This is a genomic window from Prolixibacter denitrificans, assembly GCF_003014495.1.
Classification (GTDB): Bacteria; Bacteroidota; Bacteroidia; order Bacteroidales; family Prolixibacteraceae; genus Prolixibacter; species Prolixibacter denitrificans.
In genome coordinates, this window is sequence record NZ_PYGC01000005.1 from 239,611 (window position 1) to 264,480 (window position 24,870).

Here is a 24,870-nt window from a genome sequence, read left to right on the forward strand (position 1 = left end):
TAAAAAAAGAAAAACCCTCCTGTTTTCGGAGGGTTTAACTGTATCTTATTCGTCGTTTCGTTTCTGATACTCGGCCAATCCTTTATCCAAAAATTCAACAAAGTGGTCGGGATTTAAGTCCCGGGCTGTTGGCTGTGTCAACATCTTCCCATTATTATCGAGTAATACATAATAAGGCTGTGCATTCACGCCAAAGTGGGAAATCTGGAAATCAGCATATTTCTTCCCCAGTGTCTTTTTAATCTTGCCGTCGTAGGTCGACTTGACCCAGTCTTTTTCAGGCAATTTGGTTTTATCGTCCACATACAGGGCTATGATGACATAATCATTCTCAAGTCGCTCCAGCACGCGCGGATCCGACCAAACATTTGCTTCCATTTCACGGCAGTTGACACATCCGTGTCCGGTGAAATCGATAAATACCGGTTTATGCTGCTTTTTTGCGCAAGCCATTCCCTGATCGTAATCGAAATATCCTTGCAGGCCATGCGGCAATTCAAGGAAGTCGGAATATTTTGGTTTTTCGCACAACGTTGACGAATCTCCGTCTTTGAACCCGTATGTTCCACTGGTACTATTCACCAATTTCACTTCATCCCTGATGATCTTATGCAAATCGAAATCATGGGTAGCCATTGGCGGCAGGTAGCCTGAAATCGCTTTCAATGGAGCTCCAAACATTCCGGGAATCAGGTATACTACGAATGAAAAGGTGACAATCGACAGCAATAACCGGGGAACGGTCACATGCGTCACTTCACTGTCATGCGCAAACTTCAATTTTCCTAAAAGATAGAATCCCAACATGGCGAAGATGACAATCCAGAATGCCAGGTACACTTCGCGATCGAGGATTCCCCAGTGATAGGTTTGATCGGCAATACTCAGGAACTTCAGTCCAAGAGCCAGTTCCAGGAATCCAAGAACTACTTTCACAGAGTTCAGCCAGCCACCCGATTTCGGCAAATTACTCAGCCATTGCGGGAAGAAGGCAAACAACGTGAACGGCAAGGCAAAAGCCATCGCAAAGCCGAACATGCCAATCACCGGTTTCAGAATCATTCCTCCGGCTGACTCTACGAGAATAGCGCCTACGATTGGACCAGTACATGAAAATGACACCAACACCAATGTGAGTGCCATGAAGAATGACCCTCCAAATCCTCCTTTATCTGCTTTCCGGTCACTTCGGTTCACCCAACTACTGGGCAGCACAATTTCGAATGCACCAAAGAATGAAAACGCAAAAACCAGAAAAATGGTAAAGAAGAGAATATTCGGTAACCAGTGTGTGCTAAGCCAGTTGGCAAAACCCGGGCCTAACGTCACTGCTACAATTGTTCCAATCAATGTATAAATCAGGATAATAGAAAATCCGTATACCAACGCCTGCATCTTCGCCCTCACCTTCGACTCGCTGCTGTGCATAAAGAACGAAACCGTCATTGGAATCATCGGGAATACACAGGGAGTTAAAATGGCCGCCAAACCGGCAAGAAAGCTGAAAAGGAAAAACCATCCCAATCCGTGATGCTTCGTCCCCACCGGCTCGATTGGCTCAACAGGAGTTGTTTTTTCTTCTGCAGGAGCAGCTACCGCCTCTTTCTCACCTCCGTTAAACGAGAAAGAAAAATCCTTATCGGTTGGCGGCAAACAGGTTTCGTCGTTACAACTCATAAACTCGACTGAGCCCTTTATTTCCAAAGGCTTGTCGGTTAAAAGCTTTACACGCTGTACAAACACTGCTTCGTGTGCATAGTACTCGAGCTCCATCTGAAAAGTCTGATCAAACTTCTTGATTATCGGACTTTTTGCCTGCAGTTCTCCATCCAATTCAAAACCGTCGTTCGGTTTGATATTAATGGAGGTCTTAACCGGTCCGCCGGGCGGAAGATCGGTAGAATAGAGATGCCATCCCTGGTCGATCGATGCCTTGAACGTCAAATCATACACGCTGTCGGACACCTGCTTTTGCTCATAAGTCCATTTTACAGGTTCCAGAATTTGAGAGAAAGCGGGCAAAGAGCTTACTACCAGGAATAATGCAAACAGAATATATCGTTTCATCAGGTTGTAGTTCTTTTATTTATGTATTTAAATTTTTCAATAAGTTCAAAATTATAAAAAAAAAACGGCTCAATCATGTGACTAATGATCGAGCCGTTTTCAATTTTTTTATTAGAAGATAATTTCCTCTTGATTCTCATCGAGATACTTTGACTCGAGGAAATTAAGCGAGGCAACCTCGTCGATTACTACCCGCTTTCGGAATTCAAACATCCACCGGAGCCTTCGGGAAGGGAATCCCTTCGTTAAAAAGGCAGCCACAAACGGATGCAATTGAATTGTCAATCTTTTCTTTGCCAGCTCACCGAAAATGAACTTAACCCGCTGCTCAATCTCGTCTGTAAACAGAACGGTCGGTGTGACTTTACCGGTTCCTTTACACACCGGACACACCTCAGCAGTGTCAATATTCATTTCGGGCCGCACCCTCTGTCTGGTGATCTGCATCAGACAGAACTTGCTCAAAGGAAGGATATTGTGCTTCGTTCGGTCAGCACCCATCGCCTCCTTCATCTTATCGAAAACTTTTTGACGGTTTTCATTACTGTGCATATCGATAAAATCGATCACAATAATGCCACCCATATCGCGCAGCCTGAGTTGTCGTGCAATCTCATCGGCTGCAGCCAGGTTAACCTCCAGGGCATTTGTCTCCTGATTTCCGCTTTTCGAGCGATTCCCGCTATTGACATCAATAACATGGAATGCTTCGGTATGCTCAATAATCAGGTAGGCACCGCTCTTAAACGAAACGGTTTTACCAAAAGATGCTTTGATCTGCTTATCAATTCCAAAGTGTTCGAAAATGGGAGCCCGACCGCTGTAATATTTTACAATCTTTTTCTTTTCCGGGGCAATTGTGCCCAGGTAATCTTTAATTTCAATGGCAGCTTCCTGGTCATTAACCATGATACTACCAAAGTCTGGCGTATACACATCGCGAATCATCGCAATGGTACGGTCGAGTTCGCCCAGAACCAACGACGGCGCATTATGCCGGCTCAGCTTAGCCATGGCATTTTCAAATTTTGCCACCAATCGCTTCAGTTCCTGGTCCAATTCTGCAACACGTTTTCCTTCAGCAGCTGTTCGAATAATTACCCCATACCGTTTGGGGCGAATGCTTTGAATTAATTTTTTCAGCCGATTTTTCTCTTCGGTCGATCTAATTTTCTGCGAAACAGAAACTTTGTCGCTGAATGGCATTAACACCATGTTACGGCCAGCGACAGAAATTTCAGAGGTTAACCGGGGGCCTTTGGTAGAGATGGGCTCTTTGGCAATCTGGACCAGAATACTCTGGCCTTGTTTCACCACCTCGGTAATTTTTCCCTCTTTGTTAATGTCCGGATCCGGATGGATTTTGGATACGGGCACGAACTTGCTTTTTTTCGAACCGGCAAGCTTCAGGAACTTGTTCAGTGTCTGGAATTGAGGTCCCAGATCCAAATAATGAAGGAACGCATCTTTTTCGTAGCCTACATCAACAAAGGCAGCATTCAAGCCGGGCATAATCTTTTTGACTTTCCCGAGGTAGATGTCTCCTACCGCAAACTTGGCGTTGCTGTCCTCGCTGTTGAGTTCAACCAGTCTTTTGTTTTCGAGTAAGGCAATTTCTACGTGTGAGGGTGATACATCAATAATTAGTTCATTACTCACGGCCTTAACTCATTTTACAAACAATAATAATTTCAAATTTAGCTTAAACACAATAAACCTAAAGCGCTTTTGCACTTTAGGTTTACCGATAGTTAAGCCATTATCGAAAGCTTATTTACTTCTTCTTCTTATGACGATTTTTCCGCAAGCGTTTTTTCCGCTTGTGGGTCGCCATCTTATGTCTTTTCCTTTTTTTACCGCTAGGCATAATTTTAGGCTTTAAAAATTATTTTACGTTATTCTTTACCTTATTCACGAACGACTTAGCAGGTTTGAAAGCCGGAATGAAGTGTTCAGGAATAATAATAGTTGTATTTTTTGAGATGTTGCGGGCAGTTTTCTCAGCGCGCTTTTTAACGATAAAGCTACCGAAGCCACGCAGATAAACATTTTTTCCATCAACCAACGAACCAGAAACGGTTTCCATGAATGCTTCAACAGTTTTCTGTACAGTAACTTTTTCGATACCAGTGTTCTTCGAAATCTCGTTTACGATATCTGCCTTTGTCATTGCTATAAATTTAATTATACACTTCTTTCTTAAAATTTTGGTGAACAAAGATAGACTTTTTCGGATGATTAAAGAAATACAAATCAATTATTTTTGTTCCATTGAATTAAAATTTAGTTTATTTAACAATATATGAGCAAATTTGCCAAATATCTGATTGACTGGTACAAAAGCAATGGGCGTGAGCTCCCATGGCGCGAAACCCGTGATCCATATACGATTTGGGTCTCTGAAATTATTCTTCAACAGACAAGAATCAACCAGGGGACAGCGTATTTTCATCGCTTTATTGAACAATATCCTGACGTTTCTAAATTAGCTTTCGCTGACGAACATGATGTTTTAAAACTTTGGCAGGGACTGGGATACTACTCCCGTGCACGCAACATGCTTGCAGCTGCCCGACAGGTAATGGAACAGTTCAATGGTCGCTTTCCAAACACCTACAAAGAGCTATTACAATTAAAAGGAGTTGGAGAATACACCGCAGGAGCCATTGCTTCCATTGCTTTTAACTTGCCACATGCCGCAGTGGATGGTAACGTACTGCGCGTTTTGTCGCGGGTTTACGCCATCGACACTCCCATCAATTCAACCAAAGGGAAAAAGCTTTTCACTGAGTTGGCGAACGAACTGGTTCCGAAAAAGGAGCCGGCTACATTCAACCAGGCCATCATGGATTTTGGAGCCATGCGATGTACTCCGCAAAAACCAGATTGTGCCAGCTGTCCACTAGCCGAAATGTGCCAGGCATATATTAATAACAGTGTGGAAGCTCATCCGGTGAAAGAAAAAAAGACCAAAATCAGGGACCGGTACATGCATTATTTGTTTATTAGGAATGAAAAATCGGCCTGGCTCGAAAAACGAAACGGACAGGATATTTGGAAGAATATGTACCAGCTTCCACTAATTGAGTCGTATGATGTGCTGCTGCCGGAACAAATTCTGCAATCTGACGAATGGAAGACGATCTTCAGTGACGCACAAATCGAGGTTCGCTCCATTTCTGACGAAATTATTCACCTCCTCAGTCATCGAAAAATACACGCGTTCTTTTATGACATACAACTAATAAAAGGCAAAGTTGATTATCCCGCAAACCCCGTTTTTTTGAAAGATATTTTTAATTTTGCCGTACCAAAACTAATTGAAAATTACCTGGCTGATAGAATCCATGTAACTCAATCACATTAAAGTTTATATGTTTCAGAGGCAGAGAATCGATTTTTGAAAAGAACATCGGTTTTCGTAAATTTAATTTTATTCATTAAAATTGCTTTAAATATGTCTATCAACAAAGTTATCTTAGTCGGAAACGTCGGGAAAGATCCCGAAATCAGGCACCTGGACAACAACGTAGCCGTTGCCAATTTTCCATTAGCCACCTCTGAAACCTACACCAACAAAAATGGTGAGAGAATAACAAACACAGAGTGGCATAACGTTGTAGCATGGCGAGGACTTGCCGAGGTATGCGAAAAGTATGTACAGAAAGGAAAACAGCTGTACATTGAAGGAAAGATTCGGACTCGCTCATATGAGCAGGACGGAACGAAAAAGTACATGACGGAGATTTATGCCGATACTTTGCAAATGCTGGGCCGGAAAGATGATTTCCAGAACGACTCAGCACCTGATCGCTCTTCGGCTACCGTGAGTGAGCCAAACGGAAACAACGGCTCCTTCGACAATTCTCCGGGAGAAACTGAAGAAGACGATTTACCATTTTGATACTAAAATATTTATAGTTTGGAAACAGACGTAGTTCCTCCGTCGGGAGCCCACTGGGAAGGTATTCACTTTTATCCATTTACGATCGAGACACTGATTGGGCTCCTGGTGTTGCTTTTATTACTAATTATTTCTGCATTGATTTCAGGATCCGAAGTGGCTTTTTTCTCTCTGGGTCCCAAAGATAAACATGAGCTTGAAGAGAAGAAGAGCCGTTCCAACGCTCTTGTTCTCCGCTTGCTCACTATTCCTGAGCAATTGCTGGCCACTATCCTGGTAGGGAATAATTTTGTCAACATCGGAATCGTTATTTTATCGGCACACATCACTAATTTGCTGATAGATTTTTCCGCAGCTCCCACGCTGGGATTTATTTTTCAGGCCGTTGTCATCACCTTTTTATTGCTTCTCTTTGGTGAGATTATTCCCAAGGTATATGCAACACAATATCCGCGTTCGTTTGCAGTACGGATGGCTCCCATGCTAAACGGACTGGAAAAGGTGACCCGGCCACTAAATCATATCCTGATTACCACCACAGCCTTTGTTAACAAACGGGCAACCAAACACCGGAAATACCTTTCTATCGATGAAATTTCGAAAGCTCTTGAGCTGACAGACGAAATGGAGTTTACCGAAGACAAGGAAATTCTGGAAGGGATCGTCAAGTTTGGGAACAAGAGCGTGACGGACATCATGCGCTCACGCGTCGATTTAATCACGCTCAACATTCGCGACGACTACACCGAGGTACTGAAAGTCATAAACGATTCGGGCTACAGCCGGATTCCGGTCTATTCCGAAACATTCGACAATATCCGGGGAATCTTATACATCAAAGATTTACTGGCTCACCTCAACAAGGGCAATACGTTCCGCTGGCAGTCGCTTTTGCGCCCGCCATTTTATGTCCCGGAGTCGAAAAAAATTGATGAGCTATTGGAAGAATTTCAGAAGAACAAAGTTCACATGGCCATTGTCGTCGATGAATATGGAGGCACGTCGGGACTGGTGACGCTTGAAGATGTACTGGAAGAAATTGTTGGTGATATTGCCGACGAGTTTGACGAAGACGAAGAATACTATACGCGCATTGGTGAGAATGAGTATCTTTTCGATGGAAAAACGATGCTCAATGATTTCTACAAAGTATTCGATGTTCCGGAAACGATTTTCGACGAAAAAAAAGGTGACGCAGATACGCTTGCCGGATTGATCCTCGAGCTTCAGGGAGAAATACCTGCTAAAAACGAAAAAATTGAGTGCGACGATTTTCTGTTTCAGATTGAAGAATCAGATGCGCGCCGTATTAAGAGCATACGGGTATTCATCACACGTGAAAATGAGAAAGGAGAAAATATCTGATATGGGAAGACGAATTCACAGGATGCACTTACCAATCATCATTATTTTGGTGATTATGACGATGAGCATGATTTCGTGTAAACACGAATACACACCAAAACCATTAGGTTATTTTCGTATTGCGTTTCCGAAAAAGGCTTATCATCAGATGAATGAGAACTTGCCCTACACTTTTAAAATTCCGGATTATTCCAGTATTTCAAGAGACTCTGATTACCAGGCAAAGCCATATTGGATTAACATCGATGTTCCGTCCAATAAAGCTTCTATTCACATCAGCTATAAAGCCGTACACGGTAATCTGGCAAAATACACCGAGGAATCAAGAATGCTGGCTTACAAACACGCACAGAAAGCCAGTGCTATCGACGAAAAAATTTACATCAACCGGGCGAATAAAGTCTACGGAACGCTATACAACATCAAGGGAAACGTAGCCTCGCCGATGCAATTCTACCTAACTGACAGTACACGTCACTTCATTCGCGGAGCACTGTATATCCGCGAAATTCCTAATGTGGACAGCTTACAGCCTGTCATCAACTTCCTGGAACAGGATGTTGTTCAACTGGTCGAATCAACCAAATGGAAAGACGTTAAATAATGCCTCTCTTTACGAACGAAAATATCGATGATGCTTTACTCGGCCTCTGGGAAATAACCGAAACGCCGGAGGAATTAAGGCAAATTGTCACGTTAACTCCTGCCGAGGAACAGGAATTCAAATCCTTTACCAACCTGCGCAGACAGCGTGAATGGCTTGCAACGCGGGCTCTTCTTCAGCAAATGCTCGACGAGCCATTTGAAATCCGTCATCTGACCGACGGAAAACCGGTATTGGAAGACACACCATACCACATCAGCATTTCCCATTCGTCAGAATACGCTGCGGTCCTGTTGCACGAAGAGATGCAACCTGGTCTCGACATCGAGAATGTTTCGCGCTCCATTGACAGAGTAGCCCCTCGCTTTCTTTCAGCTGAAGAGTTACAAAACTGTCTGACCAATGACGGCTATTCAAACATCAAGTTATTTATGCACTGGTGTGCGAAGGAGGCCATATTCAAGATGATTCCTCACCAAGGCGTTGAATTCTCAACACAAATCCAGATTCCCGCTTTTGAAATGACCGGCTCAAACGGTTCGTTTACCGGACTGTTCAAAGGCTTGTTCGGCACCGATCACATCGACCTGAACTATCGCTTCGTTGAAGATAACCTGATGGTTTGGGGACTCTACGAATAGTCCGGGAATAGACGAATGAAACACCCAAAATGAATTCGCTGAAGCAAAATGCTTTCAGCAAATTTGCGCTGTCCCAACGTCCTGAGCAAGAACTGTGATTTACGACTTTTAACAGAAGCTTATCCTTCCCAACTAAACAAATAGAGGGGGATCTGTTTTATATAGGTGAGTAAATTTAGCATCTGTAAAAAAGATATAAACAATGAATACACCCGAGTCACATATTCTTGTCATATTTGGCGCATCAGGCGATTTAACCAAAAGAAAACTGATCCCGGCTATATGCAAGTTGCATAACGGTAAAAGATTGCCGGAAAAGTTTGCCATTCTGGGCGCCAGTCGTACTGAAATGACTGATGAGGAATTCCGCGAAAGCGTTACCGATTTCCTGCCGAAGGACGATGACCAGTGCAAATGCGATGAGTTCCTCGAAAAACTCTATTATCAACCACTGGGAACCGCTGATGCCGATGAGTACGGTAAACTGAAAGACCGGTTGGAAGAGCTGAAAGAAAAGCTGGATATTCCCGGCAATTACATTTTCTACCTCTCCACTCCACCTAAATTGTATGGAGTAATCCCGGCCAATCTGGCATCGGTTGGTTTAAATCAACAGGAAGATGGTTATACCCGGTTGATTGTGGAAAAACCTTTCGGGAATAACCTGGAAACAGCACAAAAGCTGAACAAGGAACTGCTCAACTACTTCGATGAAAAGCAGATTTACCGTATTGACCACTATTTGGGTAAAGAAACCGTCCAGAACATGTTAGTGGCCCGCTTCTCCAACGGAATTTTCGAGCCGATTTGGAATCGGAACTTCATAGAGCGCGTGGAAATCTCCTCCGCCGAAAGTCTGGGTGTGGAAGGACGGGGCGGTTACTACGACCAATCCGGTGCCATGCGCGACATGGTTCAGAATCACCTCCTGCAATTGGTCGGAATGGTCGGAATGGAACCTCCCGTGGTGGCTGAAGCAGATGCCATTCGTAACGAAACGCTGAAAGTTTTCCAGTCACTCCGACCACTCGAGCCTGAAGAAATTCGCTCAAATGTGATTCGCGGCCAGTACATGGAGTCGCGTATCAAAAATGAACAGGTCAAAGGCTACCGGGGCGAAAAAGGAGTCGATCCCGAATCGCGGACGGAAACTTTCCTGGCAATGAAATTTTACATTGACAACTGGCGCTGGGCCGGTGTTCCTTTTTATCTCCGTACCGGGAAAAAATTACCAACGCGTGTAACCGAGGTCGTCATAAAATTCCGTCCCACACCTCATCACCTTTTTCAGGAAGATGGAGTCACAGCGCACGTAACCAACCAGTTGATCATTCGAATTCAGCCGGACGAAGGAATTCTGCTCAAGTTTGGATTGAAGGAACCGGGAGCTGGCTTCCGGGTTCAACCGGTGAATATGGATTTCCACTACAGCGATTTATCGGATGTAGAATTGCCAACCGCTTACGAGCGTCTTTTACTCGATTGCATGATGGGTGACCAAACGCTATATCTGCGCGGCGACGCAGTAGAAGCAGCATGGAGATTTGTACAGCCCATTCTCAATGCGTGGGAAGAAAATCCGTCACTTCCGATTTATGGATATCCGGCCGGTTCATGGGGCCCACAGGAGGCCGACGACCTGATTGAAGGCGAAGACACCTGGCGGTATCCATGTAAAAATCTTTCCGACGACGGGACTTATTGCGAATTGTAAAATCAGACAAGACCAATGGAACCTGAATTGAAAATATACAACGATGCAGCCAGCGTAACTGAAGCTTTTGCAAAGAACCTGGCTCAGTGGATTAAAGAAAGTAGAAGTCCGTTTTTTCACGTTGCCCTTTCGGGCGGAAGCACACCCAAACTGTTATTCAAGCATTTAGCTAACAACTATAAAAATGTCATTGAATGGAGTAAAGTGCATTTTTGGTGGGGTGATGAGCGGATGGTTCCGGCTGACGACGACGAAAGCAACTACAAAATGACCAACGAATTACTGCTTTCTCAAATCAATATTCCGGAAGGAAATATTCACCGGATACGGGGAGAAGAAGATCCACCAACCGAGTCAGTCCGCTACGGCGACGAAATTGAATCGCTGGTTCCTGAAAAGGAAACCTGGCCGGCTTTCAATTTGATTATCTTAGGAATGGGTGACGACGGACACACGGCTTCCATCTTCCCGAATCAAATGGAATTGCTTCATTCGCTCGATGTTTGCGAAGTGGCGACACATCCTTCTTCGGGACAAAAAAGAATCACCTTAACAGGAAAAGTGCTGAACAGTGCTGAGAAAACCGCCTTCCTGGTGACAGGAGAGAATAAGGCAGACCGTTTGCAGGAGATATTTTCCGATTCGGACAAGGGGCGCCTGCTGCCTGCATACCACATTCATCCGGCAGGGGAACTATATTGGTTCGTCGATCAGGCGGCAGCCGGAAAACTGGAGAAATAATAAAAAATTACCCGTATACTATTGGGACAATCTTGTCCAATAAAAGTATACGGGTTTATTTTTTTTTCGAGCTTATTATGCTTCCGATAAATCTTTCTGCTTTCGCTTTATTTCGTTGACGTATTCTGCAGCTGAGAGAGCTGCTATCGTTCCGTCGGCGACAGCTGTTGTCACTTGGCGGTAAGGCTTTTTAACACTATCACCGGCACCATACACTCCGGGAATATTGGTTTTCATACGGTCGTCTGTCAATAGTTCGCCGTATTCATTCAGTTCAACGACATCTTTAAAGAAGGCTGTATTCGGAACGTAACCGATGAAAATAAACGTTCCCTCGACATTGATAATCTTCTCCTCACCGGTCCGCATATTCTTCACCCTGGCAGCTTCCAGGTTTTCGTTTCCAATGAACTCCTGAATCATGGATTCCATCTCGAACTCAATTTTTTCATTTTCGCGGGCATCGCGGATGGCGTGTTCAAATCCCTGGAAATGATCGAACTGGTGAACGATGGTCACTTTCGATGCATATTTCGTCAGTGAAACAGCTTCTTCCAGTGCTGAATTACCACCACCAACTACTATAATTTCCTTGTCCTGAAAGAAATCGCCATCGCAGGTGGCACAGTAGGAAATACCTCTCCCCTTGAATTCTTCCTCACCCGGAACATTCAGCATGCGTGGACGACCGCCCGGTGCCAGAATAACTGTATGGGCAGCGTATGTATCTTTTCCGTTGACTTCAACGGTTTTGGTTTCGCTCTTCAGATCGACTGCGGTTATGTGCAGGTTCGATTTTATTTTGCAGCCAAACGACTTGGCCTGCTTCTTCATTATATTTCCCAGTTGATATCCGCTGGTGGATTCAACTCCGGGATAATTGGCAATTTCGTGCGTCAGCACCAACTGCCCGCCTGGCGTACCCTCATTGAGAATGAGTGTACTGAGTTTAGCCCGCGATGTATAAATTCCGGCAGCTAAACCGGCAGCTCCTGCCCCCAGAATAATGACATCATAAATGGTATCGTCTTTCATCTGATTCCAATCTTAAAGTGTTTCCCGGTTGAACCGGAAGAAAGCTGAACCTGCTGCAAATCTACTCTGACAGCAGGCCAGCTTTGTCAATTTTATTTCGGCTCGCCAAACTGTTCGTTAAGAATAGCAGTAACCTGATCCATGGACTGAATGCTGCTGGTAGCTTTTACGAGTTTACCGTTTTTGTAATATACAGTGAACGGAAGTCCCATAAAACCGCGGCATTCGGGAGCATTACGAATGACAGCTGATTCAGGATTATCAAATTCCATATCAGCAAAAGTTACGTGAGTATAGTCATCTTCCAGCTCTTCCATAATTCCGTATACCGGAACACACATGGGGCCCATACGACCACAGCAAATCATTACATTATCATTCTCCTCGATGAACTTCTGATGCTCATCGGCGGTCATAATGTGCTTCAAGTTGGTTTGTAACATGATTTCAACTAATTAATGAGTAAACAATATTTTTAAATATATTGATACCTAGATATCAAATGGCATACCAAATCATTACCTCACAGACGAACACGACATACAAGAAGCTCACTTCAAGCAAATTAACAAAGTCAATTCCCGATCGCCACATTGTCCTGACACAACAAAAGACTGTCAAATCGTCACTTTTATTGCCAATAGCAAACTTTTCTATTGAAAAATAAAAAAGCCACCCATAAGAGGATGGCCTTTCAAATCAAAAACCAATTATATAATAACGAAAATCTTAATTTTCCCAAACAATCAACTGGTCCCCCTCCAGCTTATAATCCTTGGATGCAATGCTTTTCGGCAAGTTAGATTCGCTTCTTGCTTCAATCAACGCTTTAAATTTGGGCGGCATAACGCCGGAGTTCCACGTTAAAACCAACAAGTTTTTGCCTTGAACGGGCAACATCCAGAGTTGGTAATGTTCCCAACCCGATAAAAAGTCAGCCCAGGATGAATAGCCGTTTTGTACGCCAAGACGCCCCATCATCAATTTTAGTTTCATCCGGTTATCAGCTGACAGATTTTTCTTTATCTCATTTGGAAAAGTAACTTCCGGTTGTTCTTTCAGCTTTTGCTCAAACACCTGTCCTATCTGCAATGACGTTTCTGTGGCTTTGGAACTTCCCACCTGATTCACAATGTTGATGTAATACTTTCCCGCGACGATTTGGTACTGATAAGCATTCAGGCAATCGTTCGAAACCAACGTGTCACTCCCCACTCTACAGCGAAAGCGGTTGACTGAATAGATGCCAAAAGCCGACAGTGGATTATTCATCTCAAAAATGTCAACCTGAAAAGTGATATCGTTACATGTCACCGCTTGCGAAGTGAGTTTCTGAAAGCCATATTCGAGATACAGATCGGCACCGCCATCCATGTATCCCCAAAGGGAACCACCGTCGTATGTTTTCGTTTCGGTTGCTTTTAAACCGGGAAACTCATCATTATTCAGTGCCACCTTATCGGCAGCAATCGCCTGCGATATCATCACAAACAGAAAGAAAACCAGGTAATAGATACTCTTGAACATTATGCTTTTATTTCGATGTTTTCCAACGTTATTTTCCATGGATTCGCTTCGCCCAAACCATAACCGGAAGCCAGTTCCATGAACTTTGTCCCGTTAGGTGATTCTTTTTTCTGAACGCCTTCTTCCATTCTTTTCTTCAAAACCACGTCGTAGGCAATGCGATCAACGGCCACGGGGTCGCTACCAAGCAGAATCGTTTTGTAGTTGGTCAGAAACTGCGGGTTGGCAGCGGGGCCACCGTCGAAGCAACCTTTCAAACCGTCCACAATATTCAGCACCACTTTATCGCGCAAAGGCGGAAAGGCACAAACCTGAGCTATTGTCTCCGACCAAAGCTGCTTGTGCAATCTTCCGGTATTGCTGATACTTCCGTAGGCCAGATTTTTCATGCAACAGGTGACCGTCGTTCCGGCATTTTTCAAAATTGGGATGTTGATGATTTTATCCACCTCCTGGGTAATAATTTTTGTGAAGTACGATTCCTTTCCTCCATTTACCATGTAAGGCAAGGTGTACTCGTCGTACTCGCCATTGACATCAGCCCAGTAGTACCAGTCTTTGTCGATATTCTTTTCTCCGTAAAGGATACCGTCCTTGTCGAAAAATCCCCCGTCTTTATCTTGCTGTTCCGTCCCACGAATATTAATCCCCGGATAATTCTCTTCCGTAAAACCCGTCTCGTGCAACTGCATTTCTCTTCGGTCCCAAATGACAATGTCCGACCGCGAGATGCCTGATTCTTCCAACTGCTTCACCACTGCCTGAACAACCGCATGACTAGTCGTCAGTAATTTCCCGGCAACGGGATTCACTTTCAAACCAATCTTCTCTCCCGGTTTCACAAATTTCCGCCAGGCTTTGTGCAGTTTCTTTTCTCCTGTCAGTTTGAGGAGTCCGTCTGCAATCATCCGATACGCTTCCGATTCAACTGGCTGATTATCGACCACACTATTCGGATGAACCACTTTTACTACCCGGGCCGGATATTTCCCCGGCATGGAATTTTTATTGCGTGAATATTCCAGCGCCTTGTTGATGTTGGTTTCCGGCTTTTCGTTTTCGGCGGAAGCCATTACACTTTTCGGCATCCCGGCCATCAAGACCGAGCCGGCACCTCCGGCTGACAGCAGCCTGAAGAAGCTTCGACGTGAAAAGGACGATTTCTGTTTCATAAGTCAATTGGTTTTTCATGTTAGTATGAATGGATACCAAAATGTTACATTCAGAAACCAGAGATTTATCTTTTCATATTTCAGAAAATAAGGATAAACTTGTGGTATCAACAAAAGTGTCCGTCTGACACGTGAAATTCATTTAACGATGGTGGAATATTATTCCCAACAAACACCTTTCTTATTAGCCCTCGACGTCATTATCTTCGGATTCGACGAAGAAGGATTGAAGCTACTACTCATTAAACGAGGCTTTAAGCCCTGCAAAGGACAATGGTCGCTGATGGGCGGTTTCCTGAAAGAAGATGAAGATATGGAACAGGCTGCCGACCGGGTTTTGCATCAACTGACCGGGCTGAGCGATTTGTATCTCGAACAGCTTCGTCTTTACAGCAAACCCGACCGCGATTCGGATGGACGGGTGATTTCGATGGCATACTACGCGTTGATGAAAACCGACCACCAGGATTCGAAACAGCTAGAAAAACACAATGCGCAGTGGTTTAAAATAGACGAAATTCCAGAGCTGGTTTTCGATCACCGAGAAATGGTTAATCACGCGCTGGCGCGATTACGCCGGAGATGCAAAACGCAGCCTATTGGTTTCGAGCTTCTGCCTGACAAATTTACCATTCCGCAACTACAAAAGTTATACGAAGCCATTTTGGGCATTGAGCTTGACAAGCGGAACTTCCGAAAGAAAATATTGTCGATGGACCTCCTTCAGAAACTGGAGGAAAAAGACAAAAGCGGTTCTCGTAAAGGTGCCTTCTTATATCAGTTCGACAAAGAAAAATATGATCGGTTAATTGGCGAAGGATTCAGCTTTGCGGTATAACTACCATAAAAACTAAGCGGGGCACGCATCTTTCAACGTGCCCTGCTCATTTTCATCCAGGATACGGGATTAATTTAACACACTAAATCCTACCTCAGAAATCTTTCCCTCATTGCGGTTGCGGTAAAGTTAGACTTCCTGGCAATTCTCTATATACCAGGAAACCGGATGTTCTCTACCGGAAATCAACTCTTCGAGCAATTTGTGATCATCCCATTTACTGTGATAACTGCAAGTTTGATCCAGCGCCCTGGAGAGCAAAAGCCACTCCTGAACGACCCCCATGGTCAGCCGGCCTTCGAATTCCTTCAATATAGCCAGGCAACGAGGATTAATCAGATCAACCTTGGGCTCTTCCCGCTTGAGCGATTCACGCGTAGTAAAAAGATGATCTTCAACTTTGATGAATTCATTTTCATCCAGCGTTACACTGAAATTGAATGTTACTGTACTCATGTTGGCACCTCCTGATAGATTAATTCCACATATCAGTAATTTAATACATTAGTGGGAATAATTGAAGCAAAAATGCTCCTGAACAGTAGGTTATTAAACATATCTTTCTCGTTGTAAAGAAAGAAGGTCAGTAAAACTGAATCATCCGGCTTATATAGAATGCAACCAAATAAGAAAGCCGGAAACAAATGTACCCGGCTCTTTTATCTAATGATTGACTTGAATATTAAACATTAAAGCGGAAATGCATGATATCTCCGTCCTGCACAACGTACTCCTTTCCTTCGACGGAAATCTTTCCGGCGTCACGGCAAGCTGCTTCCGAACCTAGAGTCACGTAGTCGTCGTATTTGATTACTTCTGCGCGGATAAATCCTTTTTCGAAATCGGTGTGAATAATGCCGGCTGCACCCGGAGCTTTGGTTCCTTTTTTAAACGTCCAGGCTCTCGATTCGTCCGCACCGGTCGTGAAGTAGGTTTCCAGATTCAACAACTGGTATGCCGAATGAATCAGTTTGTTCACGCCCGGTTCATCCAGTCCCAAATCTTCCAGGAAAAGTTGTTTCTCTTCGTAGGTTTCCAGCTCCGCAATATCCGCTTCCGTAGCCGCAGCAATAATCAGCATTTCAGCATTTTCACCAGCAATATTTTCTTTTACCTTCTCGGTGAAAGCGTTGCCTGAAGCTGCTGATGCTTCATCGACATTGCAAACATACAACACCGGTTTATCCGTAAGAAGGAAGAAATCGTGAATCAGCTCTTTCTCATCTTCGGTCAGGTCGACCGCGCGCACCGACGTTCCTGATTCCAGGGCTGCTTTCAACTTTTCGGCGACAGCCAAAGCCTTCATCGCTGCTTTGTCCATACCAACGCGCGCCTGTTTCTGCAAGCGGGCAATCCGATTTTCAACGGTTTCCAAATCCTTCAGCTGAAGCTCGGTGTCAATTACCTCCTTATCGCGAACCGGATCAATTGTTCCATCGACGTGCGTAATATTTTCGTTTTCGAAACAGCGCAAAACGTGAATAATGGCATCCACCTCGCGAATGTTGGCCAGAAACTGGTTACCCAATCCTTCACCCTTGCTCGCTCCTTTCACCAAACCAGCGATGTCAACAATTTCAACGGTAGTAGGAACAACCCGTTTCGGTTTGTCAATCTTCTCCAGCTCAATCAACCGCTTATCGGGAACAGTAATCACTCCCACGTTCGGTTCAATGGTACAGAACGGAAAATTGGCCGACTGCGCCCGGGCATTCGACAAACAGTTAAACAAGGTTGATTTTCCAACGTTGGGCAGGCCAACGATTCCACATTGCAATGCCATCTTATTCTCCTTACGTTTAAAATTTTCGGTGGGCAAAGTTACTATTTTCTGCGAGAAGAAACTGATCATTCTTCACTGGTTCAGCGACTATTTCATCGGGATAATCATCAGGCCAGTTTTCGTTCTGCTTTCCTGAATAACAGCCATAAACCTATTTAACAACATCATTTAAAAGGAAATTCGTGGGATTTTAATCAGGATTTCTACTTTTGTAGAAAAGTGAGAATATGAACATCATCCCTTCGCTCTCGATTGACTGCGTGATCTTTGGCTTCCACGAGAAGAAACTGAAAGTGCTGTTGCTGGAATACGACAAGGAACAACTTGATTCACCGAATAAAAGTCCCGATACATTTGCACCCTATGCAGAAACTGAGCCTGACGGAAAGTTTCCTTACGAAAAACCCATCGGTTTGCCCGGCGGCCACGTTCCGGTTGATCGTTCCATCAACGATTTTGCCCGGGATATTCTGGAAACAGCGACAGGGATAAAAGATATTTATTTAAAGCAGTTGGGCGCCTTTGGCGAAACCGAGCGTGTCTCCTTCCTTCGGGTTGTTTCGGTTGTTTATTATGCCCTGATTAATCCCGAACATTACAGCATTCGCGGTTCCAGTTTATTAAAATCGTTGGAATGGTATGACATTGATGAAGTTCCGGAACTGATTTTCGACCATAATGCTATGATTGAAAAAGCGCTCAAGCGCCTGCGCGAAGAGGTACAAATCAGGCCGGTTGGGTTCCATCTTCTTCCCGAGATGTTCACCCTCACACAACTACAACAACTGTACGAAACCGTTCTGGGAATCGAACTCGATACCAGGAATTTCCGCAAGAAAATACAGAAAATGCACCTGGTAGTCGATACCGGGAAGATGCAAACCGGTGTAGCGCACCGCGCGGCCAGGCTTTTCAGGTTCGATAAAAAGGTATACGAAATGCTGGCAGAACAAAGTTTCTCATTCAGGGTATAACCGGCGTTTAAACCTTTATCTTTATTCTCAGTCTTATTTTTGATTTGAATAAGAAGGGAATTCCGCATCTGCATGGACATCGACGAAAGTGATTTAATAAGCGAACTAAAGGACGAAACCAGACGAGCTATGGCCTTTCACATCCTGGTAAAATCATACCAGGAGCGTTTGTATTGGCACGTCCGGAAGATCGTTGTAAATCATGATGATACAGATGACGTCCTGCAGAATGTTTTTTTGAAAGTCTGGAAGAGTGTTGAGAATTTTCGGGCCGATTCCAGTCTTTTTACCTGGCTGTACCGTATTGCCACCAACGAAGCGTTGAGTTTTATTAACGAGCGAAAACGAAAATCCCATCATTTACTGGATGAAGGAAGTGAATTCTTGTTGTCGACGCTGGAGGCCGACGAATATTTTGAGGGGGACGAGGCACAGATGAAATTGCAGAAAGCCATCCTGACGCTGCCCGATAAACAGCGGCTGGTTTTTAACATGAAATATTTCGACGAGATGAAATATCATGAGATGGCTGAAATTCTGGAAACATCGGTGGGAGCGCTGAAAGCTTCTTACCACCATGCGGTAAAAAAGATTGAAGCATACATTGAACACAATTAATTTGAATGAATTAAACCTTTAACAGCGAATCGTGTCTAAAATTCTGAAAGCTGAAAAATCCGATGAAGGAGAAAAAAGAACATAACGAGTCACCTCTCTCCCAGATAAAAAGGGAGAATCCGTTTGGTGTGCCGGAGGCTTATTTCGATACCTTCTCCGAACGGTGGAACAGTCGCATTCAGGCCGAAGAAAGACCTGTTACGCGACAGCGGTGGTTAAACATTTTCAAGCCGGTTGTGGGGCTGGCCGCTAGTTTCGCACTGGTTTTCTTCCTGCTGTATGTTCCGCTGGAAAATTTTCTTCCGCAAATCTGGAATAATTACCTCGCCAAACATCCGGGCAATACCGTTCAGACAGCTGCAAATGATGATAACTATTTTGAAACATTGATGAATTACCAGGTGTTTTCCAGCTCTGACGATCTTCAGATCCTGAGCACACTGAATGAAGTGGACAATTCGATGGCTGCGGACTCGTTGACTTCGCAGCAAATTGAAGATTACATTGTTATGAATTACTCTGATTGGGAAATCATTCGAAACTACAATCAATAAAATACCGGAATAATGAAAAAGCTGATACTAATCGCCATATTGTTCCTGACCGGACCTTCGCTTTTTGCTCAACATCACTCCAAAAAAGATTTTCCCGGATGGGATGCCATTAAAAACCAGAAAATCGCCTTCCTCACAGAACAACTGTCATTGACCCCCGAAGAGGCACAAAATTTCTGGCCGGTTTACAACATGCTGGAAGATGAACGGGCAAAGATTTGGGACGAAAAGAGGAATTTGGAAAACAAGTTCCACACCGATTCAGTGAATATGACCGAAGCCCAATTTCGTCAAATGGCCGAAAAATACGCCGATATCCATCTTCGTGAAGGACAGATGATGAAGGAGTATAACGACAAACTGCTCAAAGTACTTCCTGCCAAGAAGGTCGTAACACTTTATTTCGCCGAGCGGAAATTTATGAGTTACCTGATGCGAGAATATCGACGAAAACACGATAAGGACTAAAAGAAAAGCCGGAGCGATAAACTCCGGCTTTTTTATTTTATCAGGCGAATCTGCCTTTATCCAAAAAGTCGATGGTTTGATTGATACCTTCATACATCAGCGTATCTTCTTCCACAAAGTCAACGCGGGTGCGGTACTGCTTCAGAAAATCTTCCAGATAAGGCGAGGTCTTCATCGGCCGACGGAACTCCAGCGCCTGCGAAGCATTGTAAAGCTCAATTGAAAGAATCTTCAATGTATTATCTGCCACCTTCAATACCTTGGTTGCCGCGTTTCCTCCCATACTCACATGGTCTTCCTGCTCGTTGGAAGAAGGAATGGAATCAACAGATGCTGGTGTGCACAACTGTTTGCTCTGGCTTACAATAGAAGCCGCCGCGTACTGCGGAATCATAAAACCGGAGTTCAATCCTGGATTCGCCACCAGAAATTCAGGCAAATCACGTTCGCCGGAAATCAAGCGGTAGGTTCTTCTTTCTGAAATACTACCAAGCTCCGACAATGCTATCGACAAGAAGTCAAGCGAAAGCGCCAACGGTTCTCCATGGAAATTACCGCCAGAAACAATCATATCGTCATCCGGGAAAATGGTTGGGTTATCGGTCACCGAATTCATCTCCACTTCGATTACATTTGCCACATAATCGATAGCATCTTTCACTGCGCCGTGAACCTGTGGAATGCAGCGGAAAGAATAAGGATCCTGAACGTGCTTTTTCGGTCGGTTTATTAGCTCACTTCCCGAAAGGATGGAACGAAAATTACGTGCTGTTTCAATTTGACCATGATGTGGCCGGATTCGTTGAATGCGCTCTTCAAAAGGTCCGATTAGGCCATTAAATGCATCAAGCGACAACGCTCCGATAACATCTGCGTATTTGGCAATGCGGAAAGCCTTGAGCAAAGTATAAATGCCGTGCGCCAGCATAAACTGTGTTCCGTTCAAAAGAGCAAGACCTTCCTTTGCCTCAAGGCGGATAGGCTCCCACCCCAATGTTTCCAGCACATACGAGGCTTCCATCCGTTCGCCGCGATAATACACCTCGCCTTTCCCCAGCAATGGAAGAAACAACATGGCAAGTGGTGCCAAATCACCTGACGCTCCGAGTGAACCTTGCTCGCAAACCACGGGAATCACATCGTGGTTAAACATTTCGATAATGCGCTGAACTGTTTTCAGCTGTACTCCCGATTTTCCGTAAGACAGAGCATGCGCTTTGAGGAAGAGCATCAGCTTCACCACTTCGTGCGGGATTTCGGGTCCTACGTTACAGGCATGCGATAAAACCAGGTTCTCCTGAAGTTTACTCAGATCATCTTTTGAGATTTCGCGATCGCACAGGGCGCCAAAGCCCGTATTGATTCCGTAGATCGGTTCCTCACTGCCGGCCAGCTTTTTATCCAGCCAAGCTTTGCAATCGATGATCAGCTTTTTCGATTCCTCGGAAAGAGCGAGTGTTTTATGATTTTCCAGCAACTCCTCAACATCTTCAAACGTCAGTTTTGCCGGAGAGATGTAATGAATATTTTCAGACATAAAAATTCCGGATAAATTGTTCAACATAAATTCGTCGCATCCCAGGAAGTGGAATACGCCATTTTGCTAACGTTTCATCCGGATTCACGGGAAGCGAATATCGCCTCCCACCGTTTTAACCTTTCGATAGGATTTATTTTCCCGGCTTCTTTTCATGACGCCTGAAAAATAAGAACCTCATCGAAAATAAAAAACCTATTTTGTCAGGGTTTCGAGCAACTGACGAGAATCAAATTGTTGCTGATTACCTGTTTCCATGTTTTTCAGAGTGAAAAGGCCGTCTGCAATCTCATTTTCACCAGCCATCGCTACAAAGGCAATTCCTTTCTTGTTGGCGTAATTCATCTGCTTCTTCATCTTGGCAGCTTCCGGATAAATCTCCGCATTTACACCAGCAGCACGCAGTTTGGCCAACATCGGCAAACAATATTTCTCTTCTTCCGGACCGAAATTGACAAACATGAGTTTGGTGCTGGTTACACGGTCTTTCGGGAAAAGATCGAGCTGGGTCATCACATCATAAATACGATCGGCACCAAATGAAATTCCCACACCGGACACATCGGGTAAACCGAATATACCGGTTAGGTCGTCATAACGGCCACCGCCGGTGATGGAACCAATTTCCATGTCTTTAGCTTTTACCTCGAAAATCGCTCCGGTATAATAATTCAGTCCGCGAGCCAGCGTTAAATCGAGCTCTACTTCCGTGTCCAGACTCAGTTGTTTCAGATAATTGAAAATTGTGCGAACCTCCTCAATTCCCTTCAATCCTGTTTCTGAACCACTAATTACCTGTTCAATCTGCTCCAGTTTCTCTTCGTTGGTCCCACTCAATTTCAAAATGGGTTGCAGTTTGGCAATAGCTTCGCCCGAAACTCCTTTTTCTTCCAACTCGGCATTCACCTTCTCCAGGCCAATTTTATCGAGCTTATCAATTGCTACGGTAATGTCGACAATCCGATCTTTCTCGCCAATGGTTTCCGCTATTCCCGAAAGGATTTTCCGGTTATTCAGTTTCAACACCACATTGATATTCAACCTGTGGAAAACCTCATCGACAATCTGAATCAACTCTACTTCGTTCAGCAACGAATCAGAGCCAATCACATCCACGTCGCACTGGAAAAACTCGCGATAGCGACCTTTCTGAGGACGATCGGCACGCCAAACCGGCTGAATCTGGAAACGTTTAAACGGGAAGGTAATCTCATTGCGGTGCTGCACCACGTAACGGGCAAACGGAACCGTTAAATCATACCGCAACCCCTTTTCCGAAATCTGATTGGTAACCTTTATGGAATCTTTTCCAGCCAGTTCACTATCGTCAACTTTCGACAGGAAATCGCCGGAATTCAATATTTTAAAAAGAAGTTTGTCCCCTTCTTCCCCGTACTTGCCCATCAAAGTAGAAAGGTTCTCCATGGCCGGAGTTTCGATGGACTGGAAACCATACAAACGAAATACCTGTTTGATGGTATCGAAAATGTAATTTCTTTTCACCATTTCTTCCGGTGAAAAATCGCGCGTTCCTTTGGGGATAGATGGTTTCTGTGCCATGAGTTGTTTATGATTTTCTTTACTATGCTTATCGTTACACTGAGAAACTGCAAAATTAAAGAAAATATTGAAACCACTAAGATTCACGGTAGTTTACCACTTATTTATAAGGCAATATCTCCAACCAATTTCCTACCATGAAATTCACCGGATGGCACCAGGCTTTTTACCTGCTCTAAATTTTCGTTGGTTACTTTTCCTGCCACAATAATGTGCATATTATCGCCGCCAATTTCCAGCATCTGCTTTAGCATCACGGCTCCTTCAAGTGCTGTCGGCTTTCCCCCGGAGGAAAGTATCCGGTTCACACCCAACTCTTTCAATTGCCGGGTTGCCCCGGGAATATCTTCTACCACATCAATCGCTTTGTGAAACGTCACCTGCATGGGACGAGCTAATTCAATCAATTCTCGCGTTCGCGGAATATCAATCTGCCCGGAGGTGGTGAGCAAGCCAAAAACAACTCCCGTTGCTTTCAGTCCTTTACAAACTTCAATATCCTCCTTCATCAAATCAAACTCATCATCCGTGTAAACAAAATCGCCTCCACGTGGACGAATCATTACCATAAAAGGAACCGGCAACACCTCTTTGCATTTCTTTATCGTGCCATACGACGGCGTTGTTCCTCCTACTGTCAGATTTTCGCACAGTTCAATACGAGTTGCTCCGGCATGAACCGCATTTAACGCTTCAGCCAGACTCTCCACGCACACTTCTTTAATCATACTTCTAATGAATTGATTACTGAATAAACCGAATGGTCATCGGATACCGGTAACTTCTACCTTCAGAATTTCTCACCGCGGCTACAATCACCACCGTTATCCAAAAGATCAGCAGTGCCGGCAGAATAATAATACCCACAATGGCAAAGATTAGAGGAATACAAATCAGCAGGTAAATCGTCATCGAAATTTGAAAATTAATCGACTCTTTTCCTTGTTCTTCCACAAAACGGTAAATGTCCTTTTTCATCAGGTAAACCAGCAACGGTCCAAGAATATTACCCAGTGGTACAACAAAACCTAAAAATGAGGCAAAGTGGCACATCATGCCCCAGGTTTTCTCGTCATGATCGGTTACAATGAGTTCCATGGCAAAATGTTTTTATAAAAATAAGGGAAAAAAACGGCACACCCAATGCATTTTAACCTCATTATGGTTAAATACAGGTTAATCACCTTTCGTGAAGATGAAGAAAGAATTAAGTTCCTGTAATTCGGCCCCGGTGCCGGTTTGAAAATGAGTTTGCCCCTGAAATAATTTCTACCTTTGGGCAAAATCAAATAAATACATGGCACAAGAAACTGAGCGGAAATTTCTCGTTACAAACGAAGACTGGCGCATTATGGCACCTCCCGTCCATTATATTCAGGGATACTTAACCATCGATCCGGAAAGAACTATCCGGATTCGGATTGCCGGTAACCGTGGCTATCTGACCATTAAAGGAAAAGTAGAGAGCTTTACACGGCCTGAGTTTGAATATGAAATTCCGGTTAGCGATGCCCGTGAACTGATGAACCTGAGTGTTACCCAGCCGGTGGAGAAATTCAGGAGTAAAATCCCTTTTGAAGGAAAAATATGGGAAGTGGACGAGTTTATTGGAGCCAACGAGGGTTTGATTATGGCTGAAATAGAGCTCGAATCGGAAGATGAAGATTTTATGCTCCCGCCCTGGATTGGAGAAGAAGTAACCGGTGATCCGCATTATTTTAATTCCTATCTTGCCAAAAATCCATTTTCGGAATGGTAAATGCATGTG

The 24,870-nt window shown here is 44.2% G+C and carries 26 protein-coding genes; 13 read left to right on the plus strand and 13 right to left on the minus strand.

Annotated elements, in window-relative coordinates; genetic code table 11:
* Nucleotides 1-45 precede the first annotated feature (45 nt).
* The 3 genes from CLV93_RS11820 to CLV93_RS11830 form a co-directional block, all read right to left on the minus strand.
* A complete protein-coding gene (locus CLV93_RS11820) occupies nt 46-2,067 on the minus strand; it encodes a protein-disulfide reductase DsbD family protein (protein WP_106542406.1) in 2,022 nt (673 codons plus the stop codon).
* Between the two features lie 111 nt (nt 2,068-2,178).
* Nucleotides 2,179-3,726 carry an Rne/Rng family ribonuclease gene (locus CLV93_RS11825; protein WP_106542407.1) on the minus strand — a complete coding sequence of 516 codons (1,548 nt, stop codon included), beginning with the start codon at nt 3,724-3,726 and terminating at the stop codon, nt 2,179-2,181.
* 226 nt (nt 3,727-3,952) lie between these two features.
* On the minus strand, nt 3,953-4,237 hold the full coding sequence (locus CLV93_RS11830; RefSeq protein WP_025864131.1) for an HU family DNA-binding protein: 285 nt from the start codon (nt 4,235-4,237) through the stop codon (nt 3,953-3,955).
* Between the two features lie 132 nt (nt 4,238-4,369).
* On the opposite strand from CLV93_RS11830, the gene mutY reads away from it, so the two are divergent.
* The 7 genes from mutY to pgl all read left to right on the plus strand — a co-directional run bounded on the left by mutY (nt 4,370) and on the right by pgl (nt 11,036).
* Entirely contained in the window at nt 4,370-5,434 is a 1,065-nt protein-coding gene (mutY, locus tag CLV93_RS11835) for an A/G-specific adenine glycosylase (RefSeq protein ID WP_106542408.1), read from the plus strand.
* A gap of 90 nt (nt 5,435-5,524) precedes the next feature.
* Nucleotides 5,525-5,971 (plus strand): single-stranded DNA-binding protein, encoded by a 447-nt coding sequence (locus CLV93_RS11840; protein ID WP_106542409.1) that lies wholly within the window; start codon nt 5,525-5,527, stop codon nt 5,969-5,971.
* 18 nt (nt 5,972-5,989) lie between these two features.
* Nucleotides 5,990-7,336, plus strand: a complete 1,347-nt coding sequence (gene gldE / locus CLV93_RS11845) for a gliding motility-associated protein GldE (protein ID WP_106542410.1) — start codon at nt 5,990-5,992, stop codon at nt 7,334-7,336.
* A gap of 1 nt (nt 7,337) precedes the next feature.
* Nucleotides 7,338-7,940: a gliding motility lipoprotein GldD gene (gldD, locus tag CLV93_RS11850; RefSeq protein ID WP_246187215.1), complete on the plus strand. Its 603-nt coding sequence runs from the start codon at nt 7,338-7,340 to the stop codon at nt 7,938-7,940.
* Complete coding sequence (locus CLV93_RS11855) at nt 7,940-8,581, plus strand: 4'-phosphopantetheinyl transferase family protein (protein WP_106542411.1); 642 nt, start codon at nt 7,940-7,942, stop codon at nt 8,579-8,581. Before gldD ends, CLV93_RS11855 begins: the two co-directional genes overlap by 1 nt.
* Nucleotides 8,582-8,783: 202 nt before the next feature.
* The gene (gene zwf / locus CLV93_RS11860) at nt 8,784-10,295 is read left to right on the plus strand and encodes a glucose-6-phosphate dehydrogenase (RefSeq protein ID WP_106542412.1); all 1,512 of its coding nucleotides are present in this window, start codon (nt 8,784-8,786) and stop codon (nt 10,293-10,295) included.
* A gap of 15 nt (nt 10,296-10,310) precedes the next feature.
* Nucleotides 10,311-11,036, plus strand: a complete 726-nt coding sequence (gene pgl, locus CLV93_RS11865) for a 6-phosphogluconolactonase (protein WP_106542413.1) — start codon at nt 10,311-10,313, stop codon at nt 11,034-11,036.
* 75 nt (nt 11,037-11,111) lie between these two features.
* Here the strand turns inward: pgl and trxB are convergent, their stop codons facing one another.
* The 4 genes from trxB to CLV93_RS11885 form a co-directional block, all read right to left on the minus strand.
* The gene (gene trxB, locus CLV93_RS11870) at nt 11,112-12,071 is read right to left on the minus strand and encodes a thioredoxin-disulfide reductase (protein ID WP_106542414.1); all 960 of its coding nucleotides are present in this window, start codon (nt 12,069-12,071) and stop codon (nt 11,112-11,114) included.
* Between the two features lie 92 nt (nt 12,072-12,163).
* The gene (locus CLV93_RS11875; protein ID WP_106542415.1) at nt 12,164-12,514 is read right to left on the minus strand and encodes a YbbN family protein; all 351 of its coding nucleotides are present in this window, start codon (nt 12,512-12,514) and stop codon (nt 12,164-12,166) included.
* Nucleotides 12,515-12,800: 286 nt separating this feature from the next.
* Nucleotides 12,801-13,598 (minus strand): DUF6599 family protein, encoded by a 798-nt coding sequence (locus CLV93_RS11880; RefSeq protein WP_106542416.1) that lies wholly within the window; start codon nt 13,596-13,598, stop codon nt 12,801-12,803.
* Nucleotides 13,598-14,770 (minus strand): DUF362 domain-containing protein, encoded by a 1,173-nt coding sequence (locus CLV93_RS11885; protein WP_106542417.1) that lies wholly within the window; start codon nt 14,768-14,770, stop codon nt 13,598-13,600. Before CLV93_RS11885 ends, CLV93_RS11880 begins: the two co-directional genes overlap by 1 nt.
* Nucleotides 14,771-14,918: 148 nt before the next feature.
* Between CLV93_RS11885 and CLV93_RS11890 the strand changes: the two genes are divergently transcribed.
* Nucleotides 14,919-15,608, plus strand: a complete 690-nt coding sequence (locus CLV93_RS11890) for an NUDIX hydrolase (RefSeq protein ID WP_106542418.1) — start codon at nt 14,919-14,921, stop codon at nt 15,606-15,608.
* Nucleotides 15,609-15,737: 129 nt separating this feature from the next.
* Here CLV93_RS11890 and CLV93_RS11895 read toward each other — a convergent pair whose 3' ends face one another.
* Entirely contained in the window at nt 15,738-16,064 is a 327-nt protein-coding gene (locus CLV93_RS11895; RefSeq protein WP_106542419.1) for a hypothetical protein, read from the minus strand.
* Between the two features lie 226 nt (nt 16,065-16,290).
* Entirely contained in the window at nt 16,291-17,460 is a 1,170-nt protein-coding gene (gene ychF, locus CLV93_RS11900; protein ID WP_281351378.1) for a redox-regulated ATPase YchF, read from the minus strand.
* Between the two features lie 158 nt (nt 17,461-17,618).
* Here ychF and CLV93_RS11905 point away from each other — a divergent pair, with 158 nt between their 5' ends.
* From CLV93_RS11905 to CLV93_RS11920, 4 genes are all read left to right on the plus strand, one after another.
* Nucleotides 17,619-18,365 carry an NUDIX hydrolase gene (locus CLV93_RS11905; RefSeq protein WP_106542420.1) on the plus strand — a complete coding sequence of 249 codons (747 nt, stop codon included), beginning with the start codon at nt 17,619-17,621 and terminating at the stop codon, nt 18,363-18,365.
* A 72-nt stretch (nt 18,366-18,437) separates the two neighbouring features.
* Nucleotides 18,438-18,983 (plus strand): RNA polymerase sigma factor, encoded by a 546-nt coding sequence (locus tag CLV93_RS11910; protein WP_106542421.1) that lies wholly within the window; start codon nt 18,438-18,440, stop codon nt 18,981-18,983.
* A 62-nt stretch (nt 18,984-19,045) separates the two neighbouring features.
* Nucleotides 19,046-19,537: a hypothetical protein gene (locus tag CLV93_RS11915; protein WP_106542422.1), complete on the plus strand. Its 492-nt coding sequence runs from the start codon at nt 19,046-19,048 to the stop codon at nt 19,535-19,537.
* A gap of 12 nt (nt 19,538-19,549) precedes the next feature.
* Nucleotides 19,550-20,005, plus strand: coding sequence for a hypothetical protein (locus tag CLV93_RS11920; RefSeq protein WP_106542423.1), 456 nt, complete (start codon nt 19,550-19,552; stop codon nt 20,003-20,005).
* A 40-nt stretch (nt 20,006-20,045) separates the two neighbouring features.
* Here CLV93_RS11920 and hutH read toward each other — a convergent pair whose 3' ends face one another.
* From hutH to CLV93_RS11940, 4 genes are all read right to left on the minus strand, one after another.
* Nucleotides 20,046-21,542, minus strand: coding sequence for a histidine ammonia-lyase (gene hutH, locus CLV93_RS11925; protein WP_106542487.1), 1,497 nt, complete (start codon nt 21,540-21,542; stop codon nt 20,046-20,048).
* Between the two features lie 195 nt (nt 21,543-21,737).
* Nucleotides 21,738-23,102 carry a histidine--tRNA ligase gene (gene hisS, locus CLV93_RS11930; protein WP_106542424.1) on the minus strand — a complete coding sequence of 455 codons (1,365 nt, stop codon included), beginning with the start codon at nt 23,100-23,102 and terminating at the stop codon, nt 21,738-21,740.
* Nucleotides 23,103-23,206: 104 nt separating this feature from the next.
* A complete protein-coding gene (locus CLV93_RS11935) occupies nt 23,207-23,830 on the minus strand; it encodes a copper homeostasis protein CutC (protein WP_106542425.1) in 624 nt (207 codons plus the stop codon).
* Between the two features lie 16 nt (nt 23,831-23,846).
* On the minus strand, nt 23,847-24,200 hold the full coding sequence (locus CLV93_RS11940) for a DUF4870 domain-containing protein (RefSeq protein ID WP_106542426.1): 354 nt from the start codon (nt 24,198-24,200) through the stop codon (nt 23,847-23,849).
* Between the two features lie 199 nt (nt 24,201-24,399).
* Between CLV93_RS11940 and CLV93_RS11945 the strand changes: the two genes are divergently transcribed.
* Nucleotides 24,400-24,861 (plus strand): CYTH domain-containing protein, encoded by a 462-nt coding sequence (locus tag CLV93_RS11945; protein ID WP_106542427.1) that lies wholly within the window; start codon nt 24,400-24,402, stop codon nt 24,859-24,861.
* The last annotated feature ends 9 nt before the right edge of the window (nt 24,862-24,870 follow it).

Excerpts from the sequence above, each read along its gene's own strand:
- CLV93_RS11940 (WP_106542426.1), bottom strand. The coding sequence starts at position 24,200 with ATGGAACTCATTGTAACCGATCATGACGAGAAAACCTGGGGCATGATG.
- zwf (WP_106542412.1), top strand. The coding sequence starts at position 8,784 with ATGAATACACCCGAGTCACATATTCTTGTCATATTTGGCGCATCAGGC.
- gldD (WP_246187215.1), top strand. The coding sequence starts at position 7,338 with ATGGGAAGACGAATTCACAGGATGCACTTACCAATCATCATTATTTTG.
- CLV93_RS11840 (WP_106542409.1), top strand. The coding sequence starts at position 5,525 with ATGTCTATCAACAAAGTTATCTTAGTCGGAAACGTCGGGAAAGATCCC.
- CLV93_RS11885 (WP_106542417.1), bottom strand. The coding sequence starts at position 14,770 with ATGAAACAGAAATCGTCCTTTTCACGTCGAAGCTTCTTCAGGCTGCTG.
- CLV93_RS11945 (WP_106542427.1), top strand. The coding sequence starts at position 24,400 with ATGGCACAAGAAACTGAGCGGAAATTTCTCGTTACAAACGAAGACTGG.
- CLV93_RS11910 (WP_106542421.1), top strand. The coding sequence starts at position 18,438 with ATGGACATCGACGAAAGTGATTTAATAAGCGAACTAAAGGACGAAACC.
- trxB (WP_106542414.1), bottom strand. The coding sequence starts at position 12,071 with ATGAAAGACGATACCATTTATGATGTCATTATTCTGGGGGCAGGAGCT.
- CLV93_RS11820 (WP_106542406.1), bottom strand. The coding sequence starts at position 2,067 with ATGAAACGATATATTCTGTTTGCATTATTCCTGGTAGTAAGCTCTTTG.
- CLV93_RS11830 (WP_025864131.1), bottom strand. The coding sequence starts at position 4,237 with ATGACAAAGGCAGATATCGTAAACGAGATTTCGAAGAACACTGGTATC.
- hisS (WP_106542424.1), bottom strand. The coding sequence starts at position 23,102 with ATGGCACAGAAACCATCTATCCCCAAAGGAACGCGCGATTTTTCACCG.
- hutH (WP_106542487.1), bottom strand. The coding sequence starts at position 21,542 with ATGTCTGAAAATATTCATTACATCTCTCCGGCAAAACTGACGTTTGAA.
- CLV93_RS11895 (WP_106542419.1), bottom strand. The coding sequence starts at position 16,064 with ATGAGTACAGTAACATTCAATTTCAGTGTAACGCTGGATGAAAATGAA.
- CLV93_RS11890 (WP_106542418.1), top strand. The coding sequence starts at position 14,919 with ATGGTGGAATATTATTCCCAACAAACACCTTTCTTATTAGCCCTCGAC.
- CLV93_RS11920 (WP_106542423.1), top strand. The coding sequence starts at position 19,550 with ATGAAAAAGCTGATACTAATCGCCATATTGTTCCTGACCGGACCTTCG.
- CLV93_RS11935 (WP_106542425.1), bottom strand. The coding sequence starts at position 23,830 with ATGATTAAAGAAGTGTGCGTGGAGAGTCTGGCTGAAGCGTTAAATGCG.
- CLV93_RS11905 (WP_106542420.1), top strand. The coding sequence starts at position 17,619 with ATGAACATCATCCCTTCGCTCTCGATTGACTGCGTGATCTTTGGCTTC.
- CLV93_RS11880 (WP_106542416.1), bottom strand. The coding sequence starts at position 13,598 with ATGTTCAAGAGTATCTATTACCTGGTTTTCTTTCTGTTTGTGATGATA.
- pgl (WP_106542413.1), top strand. The coding sequence starts at position 10,311 with ATGGAACCTGAATTGAAAATATACAACGATGCAGCCAGCGTAACTGAA.
- ychF (WP_281351378.1), bottom strand. The coding sequence starts at position 17,460 with ATGATCAGTTTCTTCTCGCAGAAAATAGTAACTTTGCCCACCGAAAAT.
- mutY (WP_106542408.1), top strand. The coding sequence starts at position 4,370 with ATGAGCAAATTTGCCAAATATCTGATTGACTGGTACAAAAGCAATGGG.
- CLV93_RS11855 (WP_106542411.1), top strand. The coding sequence starts at position 7,940 with ATGCCTCTCTTTACGAACGAAAATATCGATGATGCTTTACTCGGCCTC.
- CLV93_RS11875 (WP_106542415.1), bottom strand. The coding sequence starts at position 12,514 with ATGTTACAAACCAACTTGAAGCACATTATGACCGCCGATGAGCATCAG.
- CLV93_RS11915 (WP_106542422.1), top strand. The coding sequence starts at position 19,046 with ATGAAGGAGAAAAAAGAACATAACGAGTCACCTCTCTCCCAGATAAAA.